This is a genomic window from Streptomyces sp. NPDC001450 (assembly GCF_053597295.1).
In genome coordinates, this window is sequence record NZ_JBSFHY010000006.1 from 52,918 (window position 1) to 72,394 (window position 19,477).

Sequence of the window (19,477 nt, forward strand, 5' to 3'; positions counted from 1 at the left end):
ACACGTACATGCCGTCATTCCACCTTGCGCGAGTCGGAGGAACGTCAACGATGCGTCACCCTCACACCCGCACCACCCGCCGAAGAGTGGCCGGAGCGCTCACCGCAGGGCTGCTGTGCACGGCGGGCCTGGCCACCCCCGCCGTCGCGGCCCCCGCCCGGCACCCCGTCGCCGCACCCTCCCTGGCCGACGGCCTCGCCCTCACCCCGCCCATGGGCTTCAACAACTGGAACTCCACGCACTGCCGTGCCGACTTCAACGAGGCCATGGTCAAGGGGATCGCGGACCTCTTCGTGGACAAGGGCCTGAAGGACGCGGGCTACCGGTACGTGAACCTCGACGACTGCTGGGCCCTGCCGAACCGGGACGCCAACGGCAAGCTGGTGCCGGACCCGGCCCGCTTCCCGAACGGGATCAAGGCCGTCGCCGACTACGTCCACGGCAAGGGACTCAAGCTCGGCATCTACACCAGCGCCGGCATCAAGACCTGCAACAGCGCGGGCTTTCCGGGTGCGCTCGGCCACGAGTACAGCGACGCGCGGCAGTTCGCCGACTGGGGCGTCGACTACCTCAAGTACGACAACTGCAACAACCTGGGCGTCGACGCCAAGCTGCGCTACCGGACCATGCGTGACGCCCTCAAGGCCACCGGCCGGCCCATCGTCTACAGCATCTGCGAATGGGGCGAGAACAAGCCCTGGGAGTGGGCGTCGGACGTCGGCCACCTGTGGCGGACCACCGGTGACATCAGCGACAGCTGGGGTTCGATGGTGTCGATCCTCAAGCAGAACCTGCCGCTCGCGCCGTACGCCGGGCCCGGCCACTGGAACGATCCCGACATGCTGGAGGTCGGCAACGGCGGAATGACGGACACCGAGTACCGCTCGCACTTCTCCCTCTGGTCCGTCATGGCCGCACCCCTGCTCATCGGCACCGACCTGCGCAAGGCCTCGCCATCGACCTTCGGCATCCTGGACAACAAGGAGGTCATCGCCGTCGACCAGGACCCGCTGGGCAAGCAGGGCACGGTCGTCTCCTCCACGGGCGGACGCTGGGTGATCGCCAAGGAGATGAAGGACGGCAGCCGGGCGGTCGCTCTGTTCAACGAGTCCGGCTCCGCCCAGCGGATCGCCACCACCGCGGCCGCCGTCGGCCTGCCCGACGCCCCCGCCTACACCCTGCGCGACCTGTGGCAGCACCGCAGCTACAACACCGTGGGCACCCTCGCGGCCACCGTCCCGGCCCACGGCACGGTCCTGCTGCGGGTGGCGGCCGACCCCGACTGGGCCGCCAACCCGCCCGCCGTGGAACTCGGCCTGGACGGAGACCCGTTCGTGGAGGCGGGCACACCGGCCACGCTGACCACCGCCGTCACCGACCTCGGCCGGACATCCGCGCGCCGGGTGTCGGTCTCACTGACCGGCCCGGGCGGTTGGACCGTACGCGCCACCTCGGCGACCACGGCCGCCGCCCTCGCCACGGGCAAGTCGCTGCGCACGGGATGGCGGGTGACCGCGCCCGCGGGGACACCGACCGGTTCCTACGGCCTCACCCTCAAGGCGAGTTACCGCTCGCCCACCGGAGAGAAGGTCACCAGCACCCTCCCGCTGACCGCGTCTGTCGTGCTGCCGCCGCCCACCGGGACGTCGTACCTCAGCGATCTGCCCTGGCTGTCGGCGACCAGCGGCTGGGGGCCGGTCGAGCGCGACACCAGCAACGGGGAGAGCGCCGCGGGCGACGGTCACCCCATCACCCTGGACGGTGTCGCGTACGCCAAGGGGCTCGGCGTCCACGCCGAGAGCGAGGTCTCCTTCTACACCGGCAAGGCCTGCGAGAAGGTCACCGCGGACGTCGGCGTGGACGACGAGAAGGGCACGAAGGGCACCGTCGCCTTCGAGATCTGGGCGGACGGCACCAAGGCCGCTTCGACCGGCGTACTGACCAACACGCAGCCCGCCCAGCCGCTCACCGCCGACGTCACCGGCGCCCAGGTCGTCCGCCTCGTCGTCACCGACGGCGGTGACGGCATCGACTCGGACCACGCGGACTGGGCAGATGCCCGGCTGAGCTGCTGACCGCGGCTCCGGACACGGACGCCGGCCTCAGCTGCTGGCCATGGCTCCGAACACGGACGCCGGGCTCAGTCGCCGAGCCGACCTCAGATCCAAGCCGCGGTCGCATCCGGCCCACGAGCCTGCGCGGCCGCGGCGGCGCCGACCAGGTCCGCGTCCATGCCCACCTACGGGGCGTGACCGCCAGGCGCCGTGCCGCCCTCAAACCCCCGACAGTCGCGTCCGGCCTACAAGCCGACGCAGCCAGCGACACCCGCCAGCCCCGCAACCGCACCCACCCGCACCGACGCGCCCCTCAGCCACCAAACCGCCCTCAAACCCCCGCCACAGACGCATCCGGCCCAAGAGCCAACGCAGCCGCGGCGGCACCGACCAGGCCCGCATCCGTACCCATCTGCGCGGGCGTCACCGTAAGCCGCTGGACGAAGGAGAGGGTCGCGTAGTCGGCGAGAGCCTTGCGCAGGGGGGTGAGGAGGATGTCGCCGGCCTTGCCGACGCCCCCGCCGATCACCGCGATGTCGATCTCCACCAGGGTCGCGGTGGCCGCGATCCCGGCGGCCAGGGCCTGGGCGGCCCGCTCGAAGGAGGCCACGGCGACCGGGTCGCCCTGCCGGGCGGCGGCCGCCACCGCCGCGGCGGAGGTGTCGCCGTCCGGGCCCGGCCGCCAGCCCTGCTCCAGGGCGCGGCGGGCGATGTTGGGGCCGCTGGCGATCCGCTCGACGCAGCCGCGCGAGCCGCACGGGCACGGGTCGCCGTCCAGATCGACGCTGATGTGCCCGATGTGCCCGGCGTTGCCGGTCGGGCCGGGATGCAGTTGCCCGCCGAGGACCAGGCCGCCGCCGACGCCGGTGGAGACCACCATGCACAGCGCGTTGTCGTGGCCGCGGGCGGCGCCCTGCCAGTGCTCGGCCGCGGTGATCGCCACCCCGTCGCCGATCAGCTCGACCGGAAGCCCCCCGGTCGCCGCGCGCACCCGCTCGACCAGCGGGAAGTCACGCCAGCCCGGCACGTTCACGGGACTGACGGTGCCCGCCGAGGCGTCCACCGGGCCCGCGCTGCCGATGCCTATCGAGCCGGCGCGTCCCCACAGGGGCGACCCGGCGAGGTCACCCAGCACCTCCTCGACGGCCCGCATGACCGTTTCGCCGTCCTGCTGCGCGGGCGTAGCGCGCTGTGCGCGCGCCTGGATCCGTCCGTGACCGTCCACCAGCGCGCCGGCGATCTTGGTGCCGCCGATGTCCAGGGCCGTCACGAGGTCGGTGTACATCAGTGTCAGATCTCCCCGTTGAACCTTGAAAAACCAGAAAATGGCAGGCCGGTCCAGCGGTGGGGGCGCAGGCCGGAGACAGCGATGGACAGTCTCTCGCGCATCTGACAACGTTGTCCAGGCTCTATGCTCGACGCCACATCCTCATACAAACCACGGATCTACGCAGCACCCCCGTGGAAAACCCGGACGACAGGACAGGACGCCGCATCGTGCCCGAGACCAGCCGCCGCGCAGACCGCCCCGCAGACCGCCACTCCGGGTCGCGTTACGGCAACCGTCCCACGATGAAGGACGTGGCCGCGCGCGCCGGGGTGGGCCTTAAGACGGTGTCCCGCGTGGTCAACGGCGAGCCCGGCGTCACCCCGGACACCGAGCGCCGCGTCCAGGAGGCGATCGACGCGCTCGGCTTCCGCCGCAACGACAGCGCACGCGTCCTGCGCAAGGGCCGCACGGCCAGCATCGGCCTGGTCCTGGAGGACCTCGCGGACCCGTTCTACGGCCCGCTGAGCCGCGCGGTCGAGGAGGTGGCCCGAGCCCACGGCGCCCTGCTGATCAACGGCTCCAGCGCCGAGGACCCGGAGCGGGAGCAGGAACTGGCGCTGGCCCTGTGCGCCCGGCGGGTGGACGGCCTGGTGGTGATCCCGGCCGGGGACGACCACCGCTACCTGGAGCCGGAGATCCGGGCGGGCGTGGCCACCGTGTTCGTGGACCGCCCCGCCGGGAAGATCGACGCCGACGTCGTGCTGTCCGACAACTACGGCGGTGCCCGCGACGGCGTCGCCCACCTCATCGCGCACGGTCACCGTCGGATCGGGTTCATCGGCGACATGCCCCGCATCCACACCGCGGCCGAGCGTCTTCGCGGCTACCGGGCCGCCATGGAGGACGCCGGGATACCGGTCGAGGAGCGGTGGATGTCGCTCGGGGCGACGGATCCGGTGCGGGTGCGCCGGGCGGCCGAGGAGATGCTCTCGGGCCCCTCCCCCGTCACCGCGATCTTCGCGGGCAACAACCGGGTGACGGTCACCGTGATCCGCGTTCTCGCCGAGCAGCCCCGCCCGGTCGCCCTCGTCGGCTTCGACGACATCGAGCTGGCCGATCTGCTCCAGCCGGGCGTCACGGTGGTCGCCCAGGACGCGGCCGCCCTCGGCCGGACCGCCGCCGAGCGCCTCTTCCGTCAGCTGGACGGCACCCACGTCGCGCCCGAGCGCATCGAGCTGCCGACCCGGCTCGTCGCTCGCGGCTCGGGCGAGCTGCCGCCCGCGGACTGAGCCGCCCGTGACCGGTGACGTCGGCCGCACCCTGGCGGAACTCGGCCTCCTGGAGGCACCCCGTGACCATCCGCTGACCTATCCGGGCGCCTGGCCCGCCGACTCCGGGCTGTTGCACGGTGACCGGATGCTGCCGCTGGACCGGCTGGTGCACGGGGACCGGACGCCGGTCCTCGCCGTCGGCTCCAACGCCTGCCCGGGCCAGCTGCGCCACAAGATGGACGAGTCCGGGATCGACTCGGCCATCCCGATGGTGCAGGCGCGGGTGACCGGCATCGACGTGGGCGTCTCCGCCCATGTGAGCCCGCTGGGATACGTGTCCGCCTCTCCCGTCAAGTCCCCTCGCTGCTTACGGAAGTTGTTCGTCATCTGGCTGGATCCGCGGCAACTGGCGGTGATCGATGCCAGCGAGCCGAACTTCTGGCGGGCCTGGCTGCCCGCACCGGACGTGCGGATCGAGCTGCCGGACGGCTCGGCGCTGACCGGCGCGTACGCCTACGTCAACCGGCACGGCGTGCTGCACGACGGCACAGGCGTGCCCCGCCGGCATCCCGGGCAGCGCCCGCTGCTCACCCAACTCCTCGTGGCGTCAGCCCTGTTGCGCGAGTGGTTCGGGGGCACACCGGAGGAGTTCTGCACGCGGGCCCGCGGCGACGCCACGCTGTGCGCGCGGGGCACCCGGCTGTTCGCGGAGCACGCGTGGGTGACGGAGTCGGGGCTGGAGCCGTACGCACACGGCCGGCGGCAGGCCGCGCCCGGCGCCGGGGGTCGCCGTCGGCGCCCTCGGCCCGGTGCGTGACGGGCAGCTCCCGCCGCGGCCGTCGGCCATGTCGCGTGCGGCCGACGGCTGCTCGGGCGATGCCCACCGCCTGGGCGACGCCGCCGTTGTTGTTCTTCGCGTCGCCGAGGGCCTTGCCGTCGATCGTCTTGTCGTCGGATGTGATCCAGCCGAAGTCGGTGTCGTTCGGTCCCGGCGGCGTCTCCCCGTTGTTCGCCACGGTCTTCCGGTATTCGCCACGGTCTTCCGGTCGTGCCGCACGCCCAGGTTGTGGCCGATCTCCCGCGGGAGTGCAGGGACACCGTGTCCTCGGGCTTCTTCGGGTCGTGCCCGTCCCAGTAGACGGCGCCGTCCGCGTCCTCGTGGCATCGGCGCGCAGCACGGCGGTGCGCACCGCCCAGGGTTCGTCATGGTCGGACCCGCCGTCTGCGGGCGGCGTGGCCATGGCCAGGGGGGAATGTGCCGCGTGATCAGCGTCTGATCGCGTCGTGCCGTCGAGCGCGGGGTCGCGGGAACGATGTCGCCCGGATGTTCATCCGGTCAACCGCCTGCGGACCCGGCCAGGGTCGCGCGCCGCCTGGGCCGCTGCCCGGACGCGCGGCCGCCCCGTCGCCCTTCTCTGCGGGCACCGGGGCGGCTCTCGTCCTGTCGCTGGACGCTACTTCGCCGAGGCCGTCAGGTTTCCGCGCCGGGGCGCCGCGAAGCCCTCCAGGTCGGCCCGGGTCAGGCCGCTGAGGCGGGCGACCTCGGCGATGTCGAGGGCGCCGCAGTCCAGGCCGCGCAGCAGGTAGCCGCTGAGGGCCTTGGCGGTGGCGGGCTCGTCCATGACGTCGCCGCCGGCGCGGTTGGCGTAGCGGGCGAGCCGTGCGGCCGCCTGCTCGAAGCCCTCGCGGTAGAAGGCGAAGACGGCGGCGTAGCGGGTCGGGATGTGGCCGGGGTGCATGTCCCAGCCCTGGTAGTAGGCGCGGGCCAGCGCCCGCCGCGTCAGGCCGTAGTGCAGGCGCCAGGCGTCGTGGACCTTCGCCGTCGGGCCGACCGGCAGCACGTTGGTGGAGCCGTCCGAGACGCGCACGCCGGTGCCCGCCGCGGCGACCTGCATGATCGCCTTGGCGTGGTCGGCGGCGGGGTGGTCGCTGGCCTGGTAGGCGGCGGAGACGCCGAGGCAGGCGCTGTAGTCGAAGGTGCCGTAGTGCAGGCCGGTGGCGCGGCCCTCGGCGGCCTGGATCATGCGGGCGACGGTCGCGGTGCCGTCGGTGGCCAGGATGGACTGGCTGGTCTCGATCTGGATCTCGAAGCCGAGCCGCCCGGACTCCAGGCCGTGCACCTTCTCGAAGGCCTCCAGGAGGCGTACGAACGCGCTGACCTGCTCGGCGTACGTCACCTTCGGCAGGGTCAGCACCAGTCCCTCGGGCAGGCCGCCGGCCTCGATCAGGGCGGTGAGGAAGACGTCGAGGGTGCGGATGCCCCGGTCGCGTACCGCGGCCTCCATGCACTTCATGCGGATGCCCATGTACGGGGCCGCAGTGCCGTTCTTGCAGGCCTCGGCGATCAGACGGGCGGCGCGGGCGGCCGTCTCGTCCTCCTCGGCGTCCGGGCGGGGGCCGTAGCCGTCCTCGAAGTCGACGCGCAGGTCCTCGATCGGCTCGCGCTCCAGCTTGGCGCGGACGCGGGAGTGGACGGGCTCGGCGAGGTCGTCGGACAGGCCGAGGACGGCCGCGAACGAGGCCGCGTCCGGGGCGTGCTCGTCGAGGGCGGCGAGGGCCTGGTCGCCCCAGGAGCGGATGGTGTCGGCGGCGAAGGCGTCACCGGGGACGTACACGGTGTGGACGGGCTGCCGGGTGCCGGGGTCTCCGGGGTAGCGGCGCTCCAGTTCCGCGTCGACCGGCGCGAGGGAGGCACTGATCGCCTCGCTGACGGTGCCCGCGAGGCTCGTCGCCACCTTCTCCTGCTGACCCATCCCACACCCTCCATATTTCCGCTCTACGGAATCAACAATCCGTAGAATGAAGTTATCCGGGGACCTTCGAGATGGTCAACACCATGTCCATGGGACGCCACTCCGACACCTTGCCCTGTTCACGTCCCTCCCTTCAGGGCGCGGTGCCACACTTTCCCTCGCACGACTCGTCCGGCTGTTCCACCGAAGGAGCCTCCGTGCCGAACCGCAGCCGAGTCACGCGCCGTCGGGGCCTCAAGGCCGCACTGGCCGCAGCCGTCACCACTCCCAGTACAGCACTGCCCGCCCCGTCCGCCTCGGCCGAGGAGCACCGGGCCCGCCCCCTGGGCGTCATGTCCTTCAACCTGCGTTTCGCGAGCACCACCGAGCCCAACAGCTGGACCGTGCGCAGACCGGTGATGAGCGCACTGCTGCGCCGCGAGGACTCGCATGTCATCGGCACCCAGGAAGGCCTCTACCAGCAGCTGCGCGACATCGACGCCGACCTGGGACCGCACTACGACTGGATCGGGACCGGCCGCGGGGGCGGCAGCCGCAGCGAGTACGCGGCTATCTTCTACGACACCCGGCGCCTGTCCCCGGTCGAGCACTACACGTTCTGGCTCTCCGACACCCCCGAAGTGATCGGCTCGAACACCTGGAAAGCCGCGTTCCCCCGCATCGTCACCTGGGTCCGCTTCCACGACCTGCACGACGGCGGACGGGAGTTCTACGTCCTGAACACCCACTTCGATCACGCGCGCCAGTCCGCGCGCGAACACAGCGCCGCCCTCATGGCCCAGCGGATCGCCGGCCTCGACCGCTCCCTGCCGGTCGTGGTGACCGGCGACTTCAACGTCGCCGCGCACAGGAACCCGGTCTACGGCACGATGCTCGGCGCCGGTCTCGTCGACACCTGGGAGACCGCCGCCGAGCGCAGCGCGCTGTACGGCACGTTCCACGGCTACAGGCCGCTCGTCCCGAACGGCGACCGCATCGACTGGATCCTGTCCACGCCCGGGGTCACGACTTGGCGGTCGTCGATCGACACCTTCTCCAGGAACGGCCGGTTCCCGAGCGACCACCTGCCCGTGCGGGCCTGGGTCACCCTGGGATGAGCAGAGGCCCCCGTGACCGGCGCGCGGTCACGGGGGCCTCGTACAGCCTGGCGGCGATCAGCCCTTGCGGGTCTTGATCTCCTCGGTGAGCTGCGGGACGACGTCGAAGAGGTCGCCGACGACGCCGTAGTCGACCAGGTCGAAGATCGGGGCCTCGGGGTCCTTGTTGACGGCCACGATCGTCTTCGAGGTCTGCATACCGGCACGGTGCTGGATCGCGCCGGAGATGCCGTTGGCGATGTACAGCTGCGGCGAGACCGACTTACCGGTCTGGCCGACCTGGTTGGTGTGCGGGTACCAGCCGGCGTCCACCGCGGCACGCGAGGCACCGACGGCCGCACCGAGCTGGTCGGCGAGCGCCTCGATGATCGGGAAGTTCTCCGCACCGTTGACGCCACGGCCACCGGAGACCACGATCGCGGCCTCGGTCAGCTCCGGACGGCCCGTCGACTCACGGGCGGTACGGCCGGTGACCTTGGTGCCGGTGGCCTTGTCGGAGAAGGACACGGCCAGGGCCTCGACGGCGCCGGCGGCCGGGGCGGCCTCGACGGCGGCCGAGTTCGGCTTGACCGTGATGACCGGGGTGCCCTTGATGACACGGGACTTGGTGGTGTAGGACGCGGCGAACACCGACTGGGTGGCCACCGGGCCCTCGTCGCCGGCCTCCAGGTCGACGGCGTCGGTGATGATGCCGGAGCCGATGCGCAGCGCCAGGCGGGCGGCGATCTCCTTGCCCTCGGCGGAGGACGGGACCAGCACGGCGGCCGGGGAGACGGCCTCGTAGGCGGCCTGCAGGGCGTCCACCTTCGGGACGACCAGGTAGTCGGCGTACTCGGACGCCTCGTGCGTGAGCACCTTCACCGCGCCGTGCTCGGCGAGCGCGGCGGCGGTGTCGGCCGCGCCGTTGCCCAGCGCGACGGCGACGGGCTCGCCGATGCGGCGGGCGAGGGTCAGCAGCTCCAGCGTGGGCTTGCGGACGGCACCGTCCACGTGGTCGACGTAGACGAGAACTTCAGCCATGGGAATGGATCTCCTTGCGGATTACGAAGTCTGAGGGGCGGTCAGGCTGTCGAGCCTTAGATGAACTTCTGGCTCGCGAGGAACTCAGCGAGCTGCTTGCCGCCCTCGCCCTCGTCCTTGACGATGGTGCCGGCCGTGCGGGCCGGACGCTCGGCCGCGGTCTCGACCTTGGTCCAGGCGCCGTCGAGGCCGACCTCCTCGGCGTCGATGTCCAGGTCGGACAGGTCCCAGGACTCCACCGGCTTCTTCTTGGCCGCCATGATGCCCTTGAAGGACGGGTAACGCGCCTCGCCCGACTGGTCCGTGACGGAGACGACGGCCGGCAGGGAGGCCTCCAGCTGCTCGCTCGCGGCGTCGCCGTCGCGGCGGCCCTTGACCGTGCCGTCCTCGACGGAGACCTCGGAGAGCAGGGTGACCTGCGGGACGCCCAGACGCTCGGCCACCAGGGCCGGGACGATACCGGCGGTGCCGTCGGTGGAGGCCATGCCGGAGATCACCAGGTCGTAGCCGGCCTTCTCGATCGCCTTGGCCAGCACCAGGGAGGTGCCGATGGCGTCGGTGCCGTGCAGGTCGTCGTCCTCGACGTGGATGGCCTTGTCGGCCCCCATGGACAGCGCCTTGCGCAGCGCGTCCTTGGCGTCCTCGGGGCCGACCGTCAGGACGGTGACCTCGACGTCGTCGTCCGAGTTCTCGGAGATCTGCAGCGCCTGCTCGACCGCGTACTCGTCCAGTTCGGAGAGCAGACCGTCCACGTCGTCGCGGTCGACGGTCAGGTCATCGGCGAAGTGCCGGTCGCCAGTGGCGTCGGGCACGTACTTCACAGTGACAACGATCCTCAAGCTCACGCCGGCTCTCCTACTGCATCGTCATTTCCGGGCTGCCTCTTGCAGGCAGCATAGGCGCCTCAAGCGGCCGATCCCGGTCGGGGCGTCCGCGCGCTCCGACCGAAATATTACTCGTCAGTACACCCAGTTCATGCCCGCTAAGCAAGCGCTTTGAACTGTGACCTTCGCAACGCAGCGTAACCGGAACTCGACGGCTTCGCAGAGTGGGAGCGGCGTGATCAATCCCGCAGGCCGTTGAAGCGGCCCTGGTGGTAGAGGAGGGGACGCCCCGCGCCCGTGGAGTCGCCGAGGACCACCTCGGCGAGCACGATGCGGTGATCACCGGCCGGTACGCGGCCGATGATCCGGCAGACGAGCCACGCCAGCACGTCGTCCAGGACGGGTACGCCGTTCGGGCCCTCCCGCCAGGCCGTGGGCGCGCCGAAGCGGTCGGCGCCGCTGCGGGCGAAGGTGGCGGCCAGGTCGCTCTGGTGCTCGCCGAGTATGTGGATGCCGACGTGCTCGGTCTCGGCGACGGCGGGCCAGCTGGAGGCGCCCGTGCCGATACCGAAGGAGACCAGCGGGGGTTCGGCGGACACGGAGGTGAGGGACGTCGCGGTGAAGCCGACCGGGCCCGAGGCACCGCGCGCGGTGATCACCGCGACACCGGCGGCGTGCCGGCGGAAGGTGGAGCGCAGCAGGTCGGGCGAGGCGAGCTGGAACTGGAAGGTGCCGAGGTCGGGCGAGGCCGTCATGGAGTTGTCCTTCTGCGAGGGGGGACATGGAGGTCCCCCCGCTCGAGCGGAGCCGAGAGTGGGGGAGGGTCCGGTGCTGTTCAACAGCGCGGACAGCGCGCGCTCGACGTGCGGACCAGGGCGCCTTCATGAAGGTGTCCCCGCCCGAAGAGAAGGAGTTCGGTCGGCATAGGGTCAGGCTGACGATAGGTGGCGCGCACAGTCAAGTTCGTTCCAGGATCTGGGAGAAGCCTCACCGTGCTCCCGAGGGGCCTCACACCGCCTCCCCCAGGGCCGCTATCACGTCCGCCTTGCGGGGCTGTCCGGTGGCGCGTCGCACCACCCGGCCGTCCGCGTCGAGGACCAGCACGGTGGGCGTCTTGAGGATCTCCAGCTCGCGTACGAGCTCCAGGTGGGCCTCGGCGTCGATCTCGACGTGGGTGACGCCGGGGACCATTCCGGCGATCTCACCGAGGACACGCCGGGTGGCCCGGCAGGGCGCGCAGAAGGCGCTGGAGAACTGCACGAGCGTGGCCCGCTCCCCCAGTTCGCCGCCCAGCTCGGCCGCTCCGATCCGCCTGCCGTCGTCCCGCCCGCGCACCCGCACTCTCCCACTCCGCCGCTTTGCCAGTCCGGCCATCATCCGCACCAGCATTCATGAGACCGCAAAGATTCCCGCCTTCCGGTGGAGTCTCCGTCGCGGATCGCTAGGCCGACGTGACGAGGATCTCGCCGCCGCGGGGCACCAGGACTGGCTACCTGTCCGTTCTTCGGGCACGATCTGCGAGACGCCGTAAACCTACGGCTGCGTAACTTTCCCGCCGGGAGCCCCCCTTTCCCGAGCAGAGCAGAAAGGGCCCACCCCGCCCATGGCAGAGCTGGTCTACCGTCCCGTCGTCGGTCTCGCCAAGACGCTGTTCAAGGCCTGGGACCTGAAGATCGACTGCCAGGGGTCGGAGAACATCCCGCGCTCGGGCGGTGCCGTCCTGGTGAGCAATCACATCAGCTACCTGGACTTCATCTTCAACGGCCTGGCAGCCCTGCCGCAGAAGCGCCTGGTGCGCTTCATGGCGAAGGACTCCGTCTTCCGGCACAAGGTGTCCGGGCCGCTGATGCGCGGGATGAAGCACATCCCGGTGGACCGCAGGCAGGGCGAGGCGGCCTACGCGCACGCACTGGACTCGCTGCGCTCCGGCGAGGTCATCGGGGTGTTCCCGGAGGCCACGATCTCGCAGTCCTTCACCCTGAAGAGCTTCAAGTCGGGCGCGGCCCGCCTCGCCCAGGAGGCGGGCGTCCCGCTCGTCCCGATGGCGGTGTGGGGCACGCAGCGGCTGTGGACCAAGGGGCACCCGCGCAACTTCAAGCGCAGCCACACCCCGATCACCATCCGGGTCGGTGAGGCGGTCGAGGCCCCGCGCGACCAGTACGCGGGCGCCATCACCCGCCGCCTGCGCGAGCGCGTCCAGGAGCTGCTGGACACCGCCCAGCGCGCCTACCCCGCACGCCCGAAGGGCACGGAGGACTCCTGGTGGCTCCCGGCCCACCTCGGGGGTACGGCACCCACGGTCGAGCAGCTGCGGGCAGCCGAGGCGCACTGACGGCTGATCCCCGCGCCACTCATGGCCGGGAGATCGGCGAGTGTGACGAGGTGCCGGTCAGGCGGGGGCGCCGACCGACGCCGGAGCGTACACATCGACACGGGCGCCGGGGCTGAACTTCTCGAGTAGCCCGGCGAGTTCGGTGGCCGCCGCCTCCGCCTCCGAAACCGGCATCGGGGCGAGGGTCTCCAGCAGGAAGAGGCCGGAGACCGTCTCCTCGGTGAGGCGGGTGCGCGGGCCCTGGCGCCAGTTCCAGCGGCGGCAGGTCACACCGGCCGCGTCGCGCCAGACGACCTCGCCCGCGTCGGGGTGTTCGACGACCTCCTCGCCGCCCGCGACCGTCACGAAGTCCTCCTCGCCCGTGGCACGCACGAGCCGCATCTCGCCCTGGATGCGGTCGATGTCCTCGCCGCCGACGGGGATCAGGTGGGCGACGCTGATGGCGTTGTAGAGGTCCACGAGCAGGTTGATCCGGGGCAGGCCGCCGTCGGCGAGAGCCCGCTTGGCCAGCGCCTCGGCCGAGTTGCGGGTGCGCGACGGCTTGGAGCCGAAGGCGGTGTACGTCTCCCGCCAGGCGGCCATGTGCGGGTCCTCGTGCGGCGCCCGCCCGTCCAGGCGGGCGGCCAGCCGGCGGGCCGCCTCGTCCAGCAGCGCCGAACTCGCTTCGGTGCTGGGCCCGTTGACGAGGTCGTACGCCTCGATCACGACGTGGGTGAAGCCGGGCGCGAGCGCGCGGACGTCGTCGGACACGGTGAGAGTGAGCGTCATCTGCCTCGCCTCAGAGAGTGCTGGGGAGCGTCTTCCACAGGGCCGACCGGTCCCGGGCCGCTTGCAACGCACTGAGGACGACCGGGTGCGGTTCAGCATACAAGGCCGGGTAGTCCACCTCATTGGACGCCGGGTCGGGGATCCAGGCCAACCGCTCGCCCTCCAGGGAGAACCGGGCGTCCACACCGGGCCTGTTGCCTCGCGGGTCCTGCCGGTGCCATGCCCCGTGGAAGCGTACGGCGACCAGGCCGTGCACGGCGTGGCCGCTGCCGTCGTCGTGCATGAGCCGCTGGTAGCACAGGGCCGTGGGGATGTCCTCGGCCCGCAGCAGGGCCGCCAGGGCGTGCGCCTTGGCGTGGCAGATGCCCGTGCGCAGCTCCAGCACGTCCGAGGCACGCCAGGTGACGCGGGGGTCGTCGGCGTCGGCGGAGTGCGGGATGGTGTCGCGAACGAACTCGTAGGCGGCGCGCGCATAGGCATACGAGTCCGCGACCCCCTCGGCCAGCCTCGCGGCTGTCTCCCGCACCACGGGGTGGTGATGGTCGATGACCTCGTCGGCGGCCAAGTAGGCGGACAGGTCGGCGGTGTTCTGGATCAGCTCCATGGCCGCAGAGCATAGGAATGCGATCACCCGACAGTCAATGACTTTTCAGGTGACCGCATACCTATGCACCTTCGGGGGCTAGCGCGCCATCTCCTCCTTGAGCGCCGCCACGAACGTGTCGACGTCCTCCTCCGTGGTGTCGAAGGAGCACATCCAGCGCACGACACCGGCGGCCTCGTCCCAGAAGTAGAACCGGAACCGCTTCTGCAGCCGCTCGCTCACGTCGTGCGGGAGCGCGGCGAAGACGCCGTTGGCCTGCACCGGGTAGAGGATCTCCACGCCGTGCACCGCGCGCACACCCTCGGCCAGGCGCTGCGCCATCTCGTTGGCGTGGCGGGCGTTGCGCAGCCACAGGTCCTTGGCGAGCAGCGCCTCCAGCTGGACCGACACGAAGCGCATCTTGGAGGCGAGCTGCATGGACATCTTGCGCAGATGCTTCATGCGGCCGACGGCGTCCTGGTTGAGGACCACGACCGCCTCGCCGAACAGGGCGCCGTTCTTCGTCCCGCCGAGCGAGAGGATGTCGACGCCGACCGCGTTGGTGAACGTCCGCATGGGCATGTTGAGGGACGCCGCCGCGTTGGCCATCCGGGAGCCGTCCAGGTGCACCTTCATGCCGTGCGCGTGGGCGTGCTCGCAGATCGCCCGGATCTCCTCGGGCGTGTAGAGCGTGCCCAGCTCCGTGCTCTGAGTGATCGAGACGACCTGCGGCATCGCGCGGTGCTCGTCCTCCCAGCCCCAGGCCTGCCGGTCGATCAGCTCGGGCGTGAGCTTGCCGTCGGGCGTGGGCACGGTGAGCAGCTTCAGGCCGCCCATGCGCTCGGGGGCTCCGCCCTCGTCGACGTTGATGTGCGCGCTCTCGGCGCAGATCACCGCGCCCCAGCGGTCGGTGACCGCCTGGAGCGCGACGACGTTCGCGCCGGTGCCGTTGAAGACCGGGAAGGCCTCCGCGGTGGCCCCGAAGTGGCTGCGGATGATCCGCTGGAGGTTCTCGGTGTAGTCGTCCTCGCCGTACGCCACCTGGTGGCCGCCGTTGGCCAGAGCCAGGGCGGCCATCACCTCCGGGTGCGCCCCGGCGTAGTTGTCACTGGCGAAACCGCGGACCTGCGGGTCGTGGTGGCGACGTGCGTCGGTCTTGGGAGGGTTCACGGCTTCTCGGTCAGCCACAGACGCTTTCCGTTCACTTCGGCGGCGGACTTGCCCCAGACGCCCTCGACGGCCTCGGCCAGGTCCTTGACGTCCGTGAAGCCCGCGAACTTCGCGTTGGGGCGTTCGGCGCGCATCGCGTCGTGCACCAGCGCCTTCACCACCAGGATGGCAGCCGCCGAGCGCGGACCCTCCTCGCCCCCGGCCTTGCGGAAGCCGTCGGCCATGGCGAGCGTCCAGGCCTCCGCGGCGGCCTTGGCCGCGGAGTACGCGGCGTTGCCCGCGGTGGGCTTCGACGCGCCGGCGGCGCTGATCAGCACGTACCGGCCGCGGTCGCTGCGCTGCAGGCCGTCGAAGAAGGCCAGGGAGGTGTGCTGGACGGTGCGGACGAGCAGCTTCTCCAGCAGGTCCCAGTCGGCCAGGTCGGACTCGGCGAAGCTCGCGCTGCCGCGCCAGCCGCCGACCAGGTGGACCAGGCCGTCGATGCGGCCGTGATCCTTCTCGATGCGCGCCGCCCACTCCCGGGTCGACTGCAGGCTGAGCAGGTCGACCGTCTCGCCGGTGACCGTGGCACCGCCGCCCGCGTAGCGGGCCGCGTCCACGGCCTCCGCCAGGCGCTCGGGGTTGTTGTCGGCACCGACGACGACCGCGCCGGCCTCGGCGAGCCGGACCAGTGCCGCGTGCCCGGCGGGTCCGCCCGCGCCGGCCACCGCGATCACCGCACCGCTGAGAGACCCGTTGTTCCCCACGTTCTTCCCCTCTTGAACAGTGTTCTGGACGCGGCCGCTCACGCGGCGAGCCGCTCGGCGCTGTCCGCCGTGATGCCCTTGGTGGAGGCGATCACATTCTTCAGCTTCTTGGACAGTGCCTCAAAGAACATGCTCAGCGGAAACTCGTCCGGAAGCACGTCGTCCACGAGCTTGCGCGGCGGCTGGGTCAGGTCCAGGGCGTCGGGACCCTTGGCCCACTTGGAGCCGGGGTGCGGGGCGAGGTAGGTGGAGACCAGCTCGTAGCCCGCGAACCAGTGCACGAGCTTGGGGCGGTCGATGCCGTCCCGGTACAGCTTCTCGATCTCGGCGCACAGCTGGTTGGTGACCTGCGGGGCGCGCTCCCAGTCGATGGTGAGCTTGTTGTCGGTCCAGCGGATGACGTCGTGCCTGTGCAGGTAGGCGAAGAGCAGCTGGCCGCCGACGCCGTCGTAGTTGCGCACCCGGTCACCGGTGAGCGGGAAGCGGAACATACGGTCGAAGAGCACCGCGTACTGCACGTCACGGGCCTGCGGGACGCCGTCCGCCTGGAGCTTCACGGCCTCCTTGAAGGCGGTGAGGTCGCAGCGCAGCTCCTCCAGGCCGTACATCCAGAACGGCTGGCGCTGCTTGATCATGAACGGGTCGAACGGCAGGTCGCCGTGGCTGTGGGTGCGGTCGTGGACCATGTCCCACAGTACGAAGGCCTCCTCGCAGCGCTTCTGGTCGTGGACCATGGCTGCGATGTCCTCGGGCAGCTCCAGGCCCAGGATGTCGACGGCCGCGTCGGTGACCCGGCGGAAGCGGGCGGCCTCGCGGTCGCAGAAGATGCCGCCCCAGGAGAATCGTTCCGGCGCCTCACGTACGGCGATGGTCTCCGGGAAGAGGACGGCCGAGTTGGTGTCGTAGCCGGCCGTGAAGTCCTCGAACTTGATGCCGCAGAAGAGCGGGTTGTCGTAGCGGGTGCGCTCCAGCTCGGCCAGCCAGTCCGGCCACACCATGCGCAGCACGACCGCCTCGAGGTTGCGGTCCGGGTTGCCGTTCTGCGTGTACATCGGGAAGACGACCAGGTGCTGCAGACCGTCCGCGCGGCCCGCCGCGGGCTGGAACTCCAGCAGGGAGTCGAGGAAGTCCGGCACCTGGAAGCCGCCCTCGGCCCAGCGGCGCAGGTCCTTGACGAGGGCCTCGTGGTAGGCGGTGTCGTGCGGAACCAGCGGGGAGAGCTGCTGGACCCCCGCGACGACACGCTCAACGGCCGCCTCGGCCTCGGCCCGCTGCGGGGCACCCTCGGCCTCGAAGTCGATCGATCCGTCCTTCGACTGCCATGGCCGGATCTGCTCCACGGCATCCTTGAGCTCGGGCCAGGCCGGGTGCTCAACAACCCTGGTCAGCGAAGGAACCTGTCCCTCGGTACCCGCCTGCACAAGAATTTCCGTCATGTCCCATCCTCCACGGGAGAACCTCGCGTATGGACACCGTATGCATACCCCGTTTCTCCCAGCAAGAGGCAGCTCGGGAAATTATTCTGCCGAGCCGCATGGTCACCGACATTTTTCCTGTCTATAACCGTGACGACGGTCACTTTCGTCACGAGCGCGGGGGACGCGTGACCACGGAGTGACAGATCGGATCCAGCCGGTCAATGCCGTTGGAGACTCGCCCACCCCCGGGTGACCGCACAGGCGCGTCCGAGCCATGTGCCACATGCGCCGCGACCCGATCCGCCGCGCAGGTACGGGTTCATCGCGGGAGCAGGCCATTAGGCTGCGACCTTGCCGCGCGGACGACGACGTCCCGTCGGGTTCGCGGGCGCCGAGCCGCCGTCGACGGAAGCGAGTTGAACCTTGAACTTCCTTACCATCGGTCACCGCGGGGTCATGGGTGTCGAGCCCGAGAACACCCTCCGTTCCTTCGTCGCCGCGCAGCAGGCCGGCCTCGACCTGATCGAACTCGATCTCCATCTGAGCAAGGACGGCGCCCTGGTCGTCATGCACGACGCGGAGGTGGACCGCACGACCGACGGCACCGGCCCGATCGCCGAGAAGACCCTCGCGGAGCTGCGCGCGCTGGACGCGGGCCGCGGGGAGCGGGTGCCGGTCTTCGAGGAGGTCCTGGAGGCGGTGAAGTCGCCCTTGCAGGCGGAGATCAAGGACGTGGCGGCGGCCAGGGCGCTCGCCGAGGTCATGCACCGGTGCGACCTGGTCTCCCGGGTGGAGGTGTCCTCGTTCCACGACGAGGCGGTCGCCGAGATCGCCCGGCTGGTGCCGGGCGTGCGCACCGCGCTGATCGCGAGCCGCTACGGCACCGACGTGGTGGAGCGCGCCACCGAGGTGGGTGCCGGAACCGTCTGCCTCAACATCCGCCGGCTGACCCTGGAGGTCGTCGAACACGCGCGCGCGGCCGACCTGAGGATCATCGGCTGGGTGGTCAACACACAGGACCACCTGCGGCTCGCCCGCGCGCTCCAGTTGGACGGGGCGACGACCGACTATCCGGAGATCAAGCGCACGGGCCGGTTCACCGCCTGACCCGGCGCCCGATCTCCCGGACGAACGTCACACCAGCGGCTTGACCAGCAGCTCGAACTGCAGGTCGGCGCGCTGCGGGATGCCGAAGCGCTCGTCGCCGTACGGGAAGGGGGTCATCTTTCCCGTACGGCGGTAGCCGCGGCGTTCGTACCAGGCGATCAGGTCGTCACGGACCGAGATCACGGTCATGTGCATCTCGGTCACGCCCCAGGTCTCCTGGGCCAGCCGCTCCGCCTCCGCGATGACGACCTTGCCGAGGCCCGCGCCCTGCAGCGTGGGGCTGACGGCGAACATGCCGAAGTAGGCGTGCCGGCCGCGGTGTTCGAGCTGGCAGCAGGCGACGATCCGGCCGTCCTGCTCGACGGTCAGCAGCCGGCTGTCCGGCGACTTGATGACCTCCAGCAAGCCCTCCGGGTCGGTCCGCTGCCCTTCCAGGATGTCCGCCTCAGTGGTCCACCCGGCCCGGCTGGAGTCGCCCCGGTACGCCGACTCGACCAGCGCGACCAGCACGTCGACATCGGCGTCGGTGGCGTCTCGGAACGTCGGTCCGGTGGCGGTGGTGTCCATGGGGGCGGTCTCCGATCTCGGGCGCGGCTGAGCCAGGGATGAGGGTAACTCTGCCACTAGAGTCGGGATGCATGGTGCACGTACTGAGCAGCCGGACCCTGCTCCGCCCCAGCGACCCCGAGCGCTCCCGCGCCTTCTACGGCGAGCAGTTGGGCCTGGCCGTCTACCGGGAGTTCGGCACGGGCCCGGAGCGCGGGACCGTCTACTTCCTCGGCGGCGGCTTCCTGGAGGTCTCCGGGCTCTCGTCGGCCCCGCCGTCGCCGGCGGTCCAGCTGTGGCTGCAGGTCGAGGACGTGACCGGCGCGCACGAGGAGCTGCTGGGCAAGGGCGTCGAGATCGTTCGGCCGCCGGTGAAGGAGCCGTGGGGCCTGGTCGAGATGTGGATCGCCGACCCGGACGGCATCCGGATCGTGCTGGTGGAGGTGCCGTCGGACCATCCGCTGCGGTACCGGCCCGGGATCTAGGCGGTGTCTCCTGGATCAGGTCGCCGGCATGAT

The 19,477-nt window shown here is 71.0% G+C and carries 19 protein-coding genes; 7 read left to right on the forward strand and 12 right to left on the reverse strand.

The window, feature by feature from the left end:
• Positions 1-50 precede the first annotated feature (50 nt).
• Positions 51-2,075 (forward strand): NPCBM/NEW2 domain-containing protein, encoded by a 2,025-nt coding sequence (locus tag ACWC5O_RS08005; RefSeq protein WP_450585919.1) that lies wholly within the window; start codon positions 51-53, stop codon positions 2,073-2,075.
• A gap of 310 nt (positions 2,076-2,385) precedes the next feature.
• On the opposite strand, the gene ACWC5O_RS08010 is transcribed toward ACWC5O_RS08005, so the two are convergent.
• A complete protein-coding gene (locus tag ACWC5O_RS08010) occupies positions 2,386-3,339 on the reverse strand; it encodes an ROK family protein (protein ID WP_450585917.1) in 954 nt (317 codons plus the stop codon).
• Positions 3,340-3,551: 212 nt separating this feature from the next.
• Between ACWC5O_RS08010 and ACWC5O_RS08015 the strand changes: the two genes are divergently transcribed.
• A complete protein-coding gene (locus ACWC5O_RS08015; RefSeq protein WP_450585915.1) occupies positions 3,552-4,613 on the forward strand; it encodes a LacI family DNA-binding transcriptional regulator in 1,062 nt (353 codons plus the stop codon).
• Positions 4,614-4,620: 7 nt separating this feature from the next.
• Positions 4,621-5,412 (forward strand): hypothetical protein, encoded by a 792-nt coding sequence (locus tag ACWC5O_RS08020; RefSeq protein WP_450585913.1) that lies wholly within the window; start codon positions 4,621-4,623, stop codon positions 5,410-5,412.
• A 637-nt stretch (positions 5,413-6,049) separates the two neighbouring features.
• Here ACWC5O_RS08020 and ACWC5O_RS08025 read toward each other — a convergent pair.
• Positions 6,050-7,348 (reverse strand): DUF6986 family protein, encoded by a 1,299-nt coding sequence (locus tag ACWC5O_RS08025; protein WP_450585911.1) that lies wholly within the window; start codon positions 7,346-7,348, stop codon positions 6,050-6,052.
• 197 nt (positions 7,349-7,545) lie between these two features.
• Between ACWC5O_RS08025 and ACWC5O_RS08030 the strand changes: the two genes are divergently transcribed.
• A complete protein-coding gene (locus ACWC5O_RS08030; RefSeq protein WP_450585909.1) occupies positions 7,546-8,445 on the forward strand; it encodes an endonuclease/exonuclease/phosphatase family protein in 900 nt (299 codons plus the stop codon).
• A gap of 57 nt (positions 8,446-8,502) precedes the next feature.
• On the opposite strand, the gene ACWC5O_RS08035 is transcribed toward ACWC5O_RS08030, so the two are convergent.
• The 4 genes from ACWC5O_RS08035 to ACWC5O_RS08050 all read right to left on the reverse strand — a co-directional run bounded on the left by ACWC5O_RS08035 (position 8,503) and on the right by ACWC5O_RS08050 (position 11,678).
• Complete coding sequence (locus tag ACWC5O_RS08035) at positions 8,503-9,465, reverse strand: electron transfer flavoprotein subunit alpha/FixB family protein (protein ID WP_450585907.1); 963 nt, start codon at positions 9,463-9,465, stop codon at positions 8,503-8,505.
• A 56-nt stretch (positions 9,466-9,521) separates the two neighbouring features.
• Entirely contained in the window at positions 9,522-10,310 is a 789-nt protein-coding gene (locus ACWC5O_RS08040) for an electron transfer flavoprotein subunit beta/FixA family protein (RefSeq protein ID WP_393478589.1), read from the reverse strand.
• A 218-nt stretch (positions 10,311-10,528) separates the two neighbouring features.
• Complete coding sequence (locus ACWC5O_RS08045) at positions 10,529-11,044, reverse strand: flavin reductase family protein (protein ID WP_450585905.1); 516 nt, start codon at positions 11,042-11,044, stop codon at positions 10,529-10,531.
• A gap of 253 nt (positions 11,045-11,297) precedes the next feature.
• Positions 11,298-11,678, reverse strand: coding sequence for a thioredoxin family protein (locus ACWC5O_RS08050; RefSeq protein WP_450585903.1), 381 nt, complete (start codon positions 11,676-11,678; stop codon positions 11,298-11,300).
• Between the two features lie 214 nt (positions 11,679-11,892).
• Here ACWC5O_RS08050 and ACWC5O_RS08055 point away from each other — a divergent pair, with 214 nt between their 5' ends.
• Positions 11,893-12,621: a lysophospholipid acyltransferase family protein gene (locus ACWC5O_RS08055; RefSeq protein ID WP_450585901.1), complete on the forward strand. Its 729-nt coding sequence runs from the start codon at positions 11,893-11,895 to the stop codon at positions 12,619-12,621.
• A 57-nt stretch (positions 12,622-12,678) separates the two neighbouring features.
• Here the strand turns inward: ACWC5O_RS08055 and ACWC5O_RS08060 are convergent, their stop codons facing one another.
• The 5 genes from ACWC5O_RS08060 to ACWC5O_RS08080 form a co-directional block, all read right to left on the reverse strand.
• Positions 12,679-13,389 (reverse strand): B3/B4 domain-containing protein, encoded by a 711-nt coding sequence (locus ACWC5O_RS08060; protein ID WP_450585899.1) that lies wholly within the window; start codon positions 13,387-13,389, stop codon positions 12,679-12,681.
• A gap of 10 nt (positions 13,390-13,399) precedes the next feature.
• A complete protein-coding gene (locus ACWC5O_RS08065; RefSeq protein ID WP_450585897.1) occupies positions 13,400-13,993 on the reverse strand; it encodes a transglutaminase domain-containing protein in 594 nt (197 codons plus the stop codon).
• Positions 13,994-14,071: 78 nt separating this feature from the next.
• Positions 14,072-15,142, reverse strand: a complete 1,071-nt coding sequence (locus tag ACWC5O_RS08070) for a threonine aldolase family protein (protein WP_450585895.1) — start codon at positions 15,140-15,142, stop codon at positions 14,072-14,074.
• The gene (locus ACWC5O_RS08075; protein WP_386575105.1) at positions 15,139-15,930 is read right to left on the reverse strand and encodes an SDR family NAD(P)-dependent oxidoreductase; all 792 of its coding nucleotides are present in this window, start codon (positions 15,928-15,930) and stop codon (positions 15,139-15,141) included. The genes ACWC5O_RS08070 and ACWC5O_RS08075 overlap by 4 nt, the downstream gene beginning before the upstream one ends.
• On the reverse strand, positions 15,927-17,324 hold the full coding sequence (locus ACWC5O_RS08080) for a DUF6421 family protein (protein ID WP_450585893.1): 1,398 nt from the start codon (positions 17,322-17,324) through the stop codon (positions 15,927-15,929). Before ACWC5O_RS08080 ends, ACWC5O_RS08075 begins: the two co-directional genes overlap by 4 nt.
• Positions 17,325-17,729: 405 nt before the next feature.
• Between ACWC5O_RS08080 and ACWC5O_RS08085 the strand changes: the two genes are divergently transcribed.
• Positions 17,730-18,413, forward strand: a complete 684-nt coding sequence (locus tag ACWC5O_RS08085) for a glycerophosphodiester phosphodiesterase (RefSeq protein WP_450585892.1) — start codon at positions 17,730-17,732, stop codon at positions 18,411-18,413.
• A gap of 27 nt (positions 18,414-18,440) precedes the next feature.
• On the opposite strand, the gene ACWC5O_RS08090 is transcribed toward ACWC5O_RS08085, so the two are convergent.
• Positions 18,441-18,980 carry a GNAT family N-acetyltransferase gene (locus tag ACWC5O_RS08090; RefSeq protein WP_450585890.1) on the reverse strand — a complete coding sequence of 180 codons (540 nt, stop codon included), beginning with the start codon at positions 18,978-18,980 and terminating at the stop codon, positions 18,441-18,443.
• A 71-nt stretch (positions 18,981-19,051) separates the two neighbouring features.
• On the opposite strand from ACWC5O_RS08090, the gene ACWC5O_RS08095 reads away from it, so the two are divergent.
• Positions 19,052-19,444 carry a VOC family protein gene (locus ACWC5O_RS08095; protein ID WP_450585888.1) on the forward strand — a complete coding sequence of 131 codons (393 nt, stop codon included), beginning with the start codon at positions 19,052-19,054 and terminating at the stop codon, positions 19,442-19,444.
• The last annotated feature ends 33 nt before the right edge of the window (positions 19,445-19,477 follow it).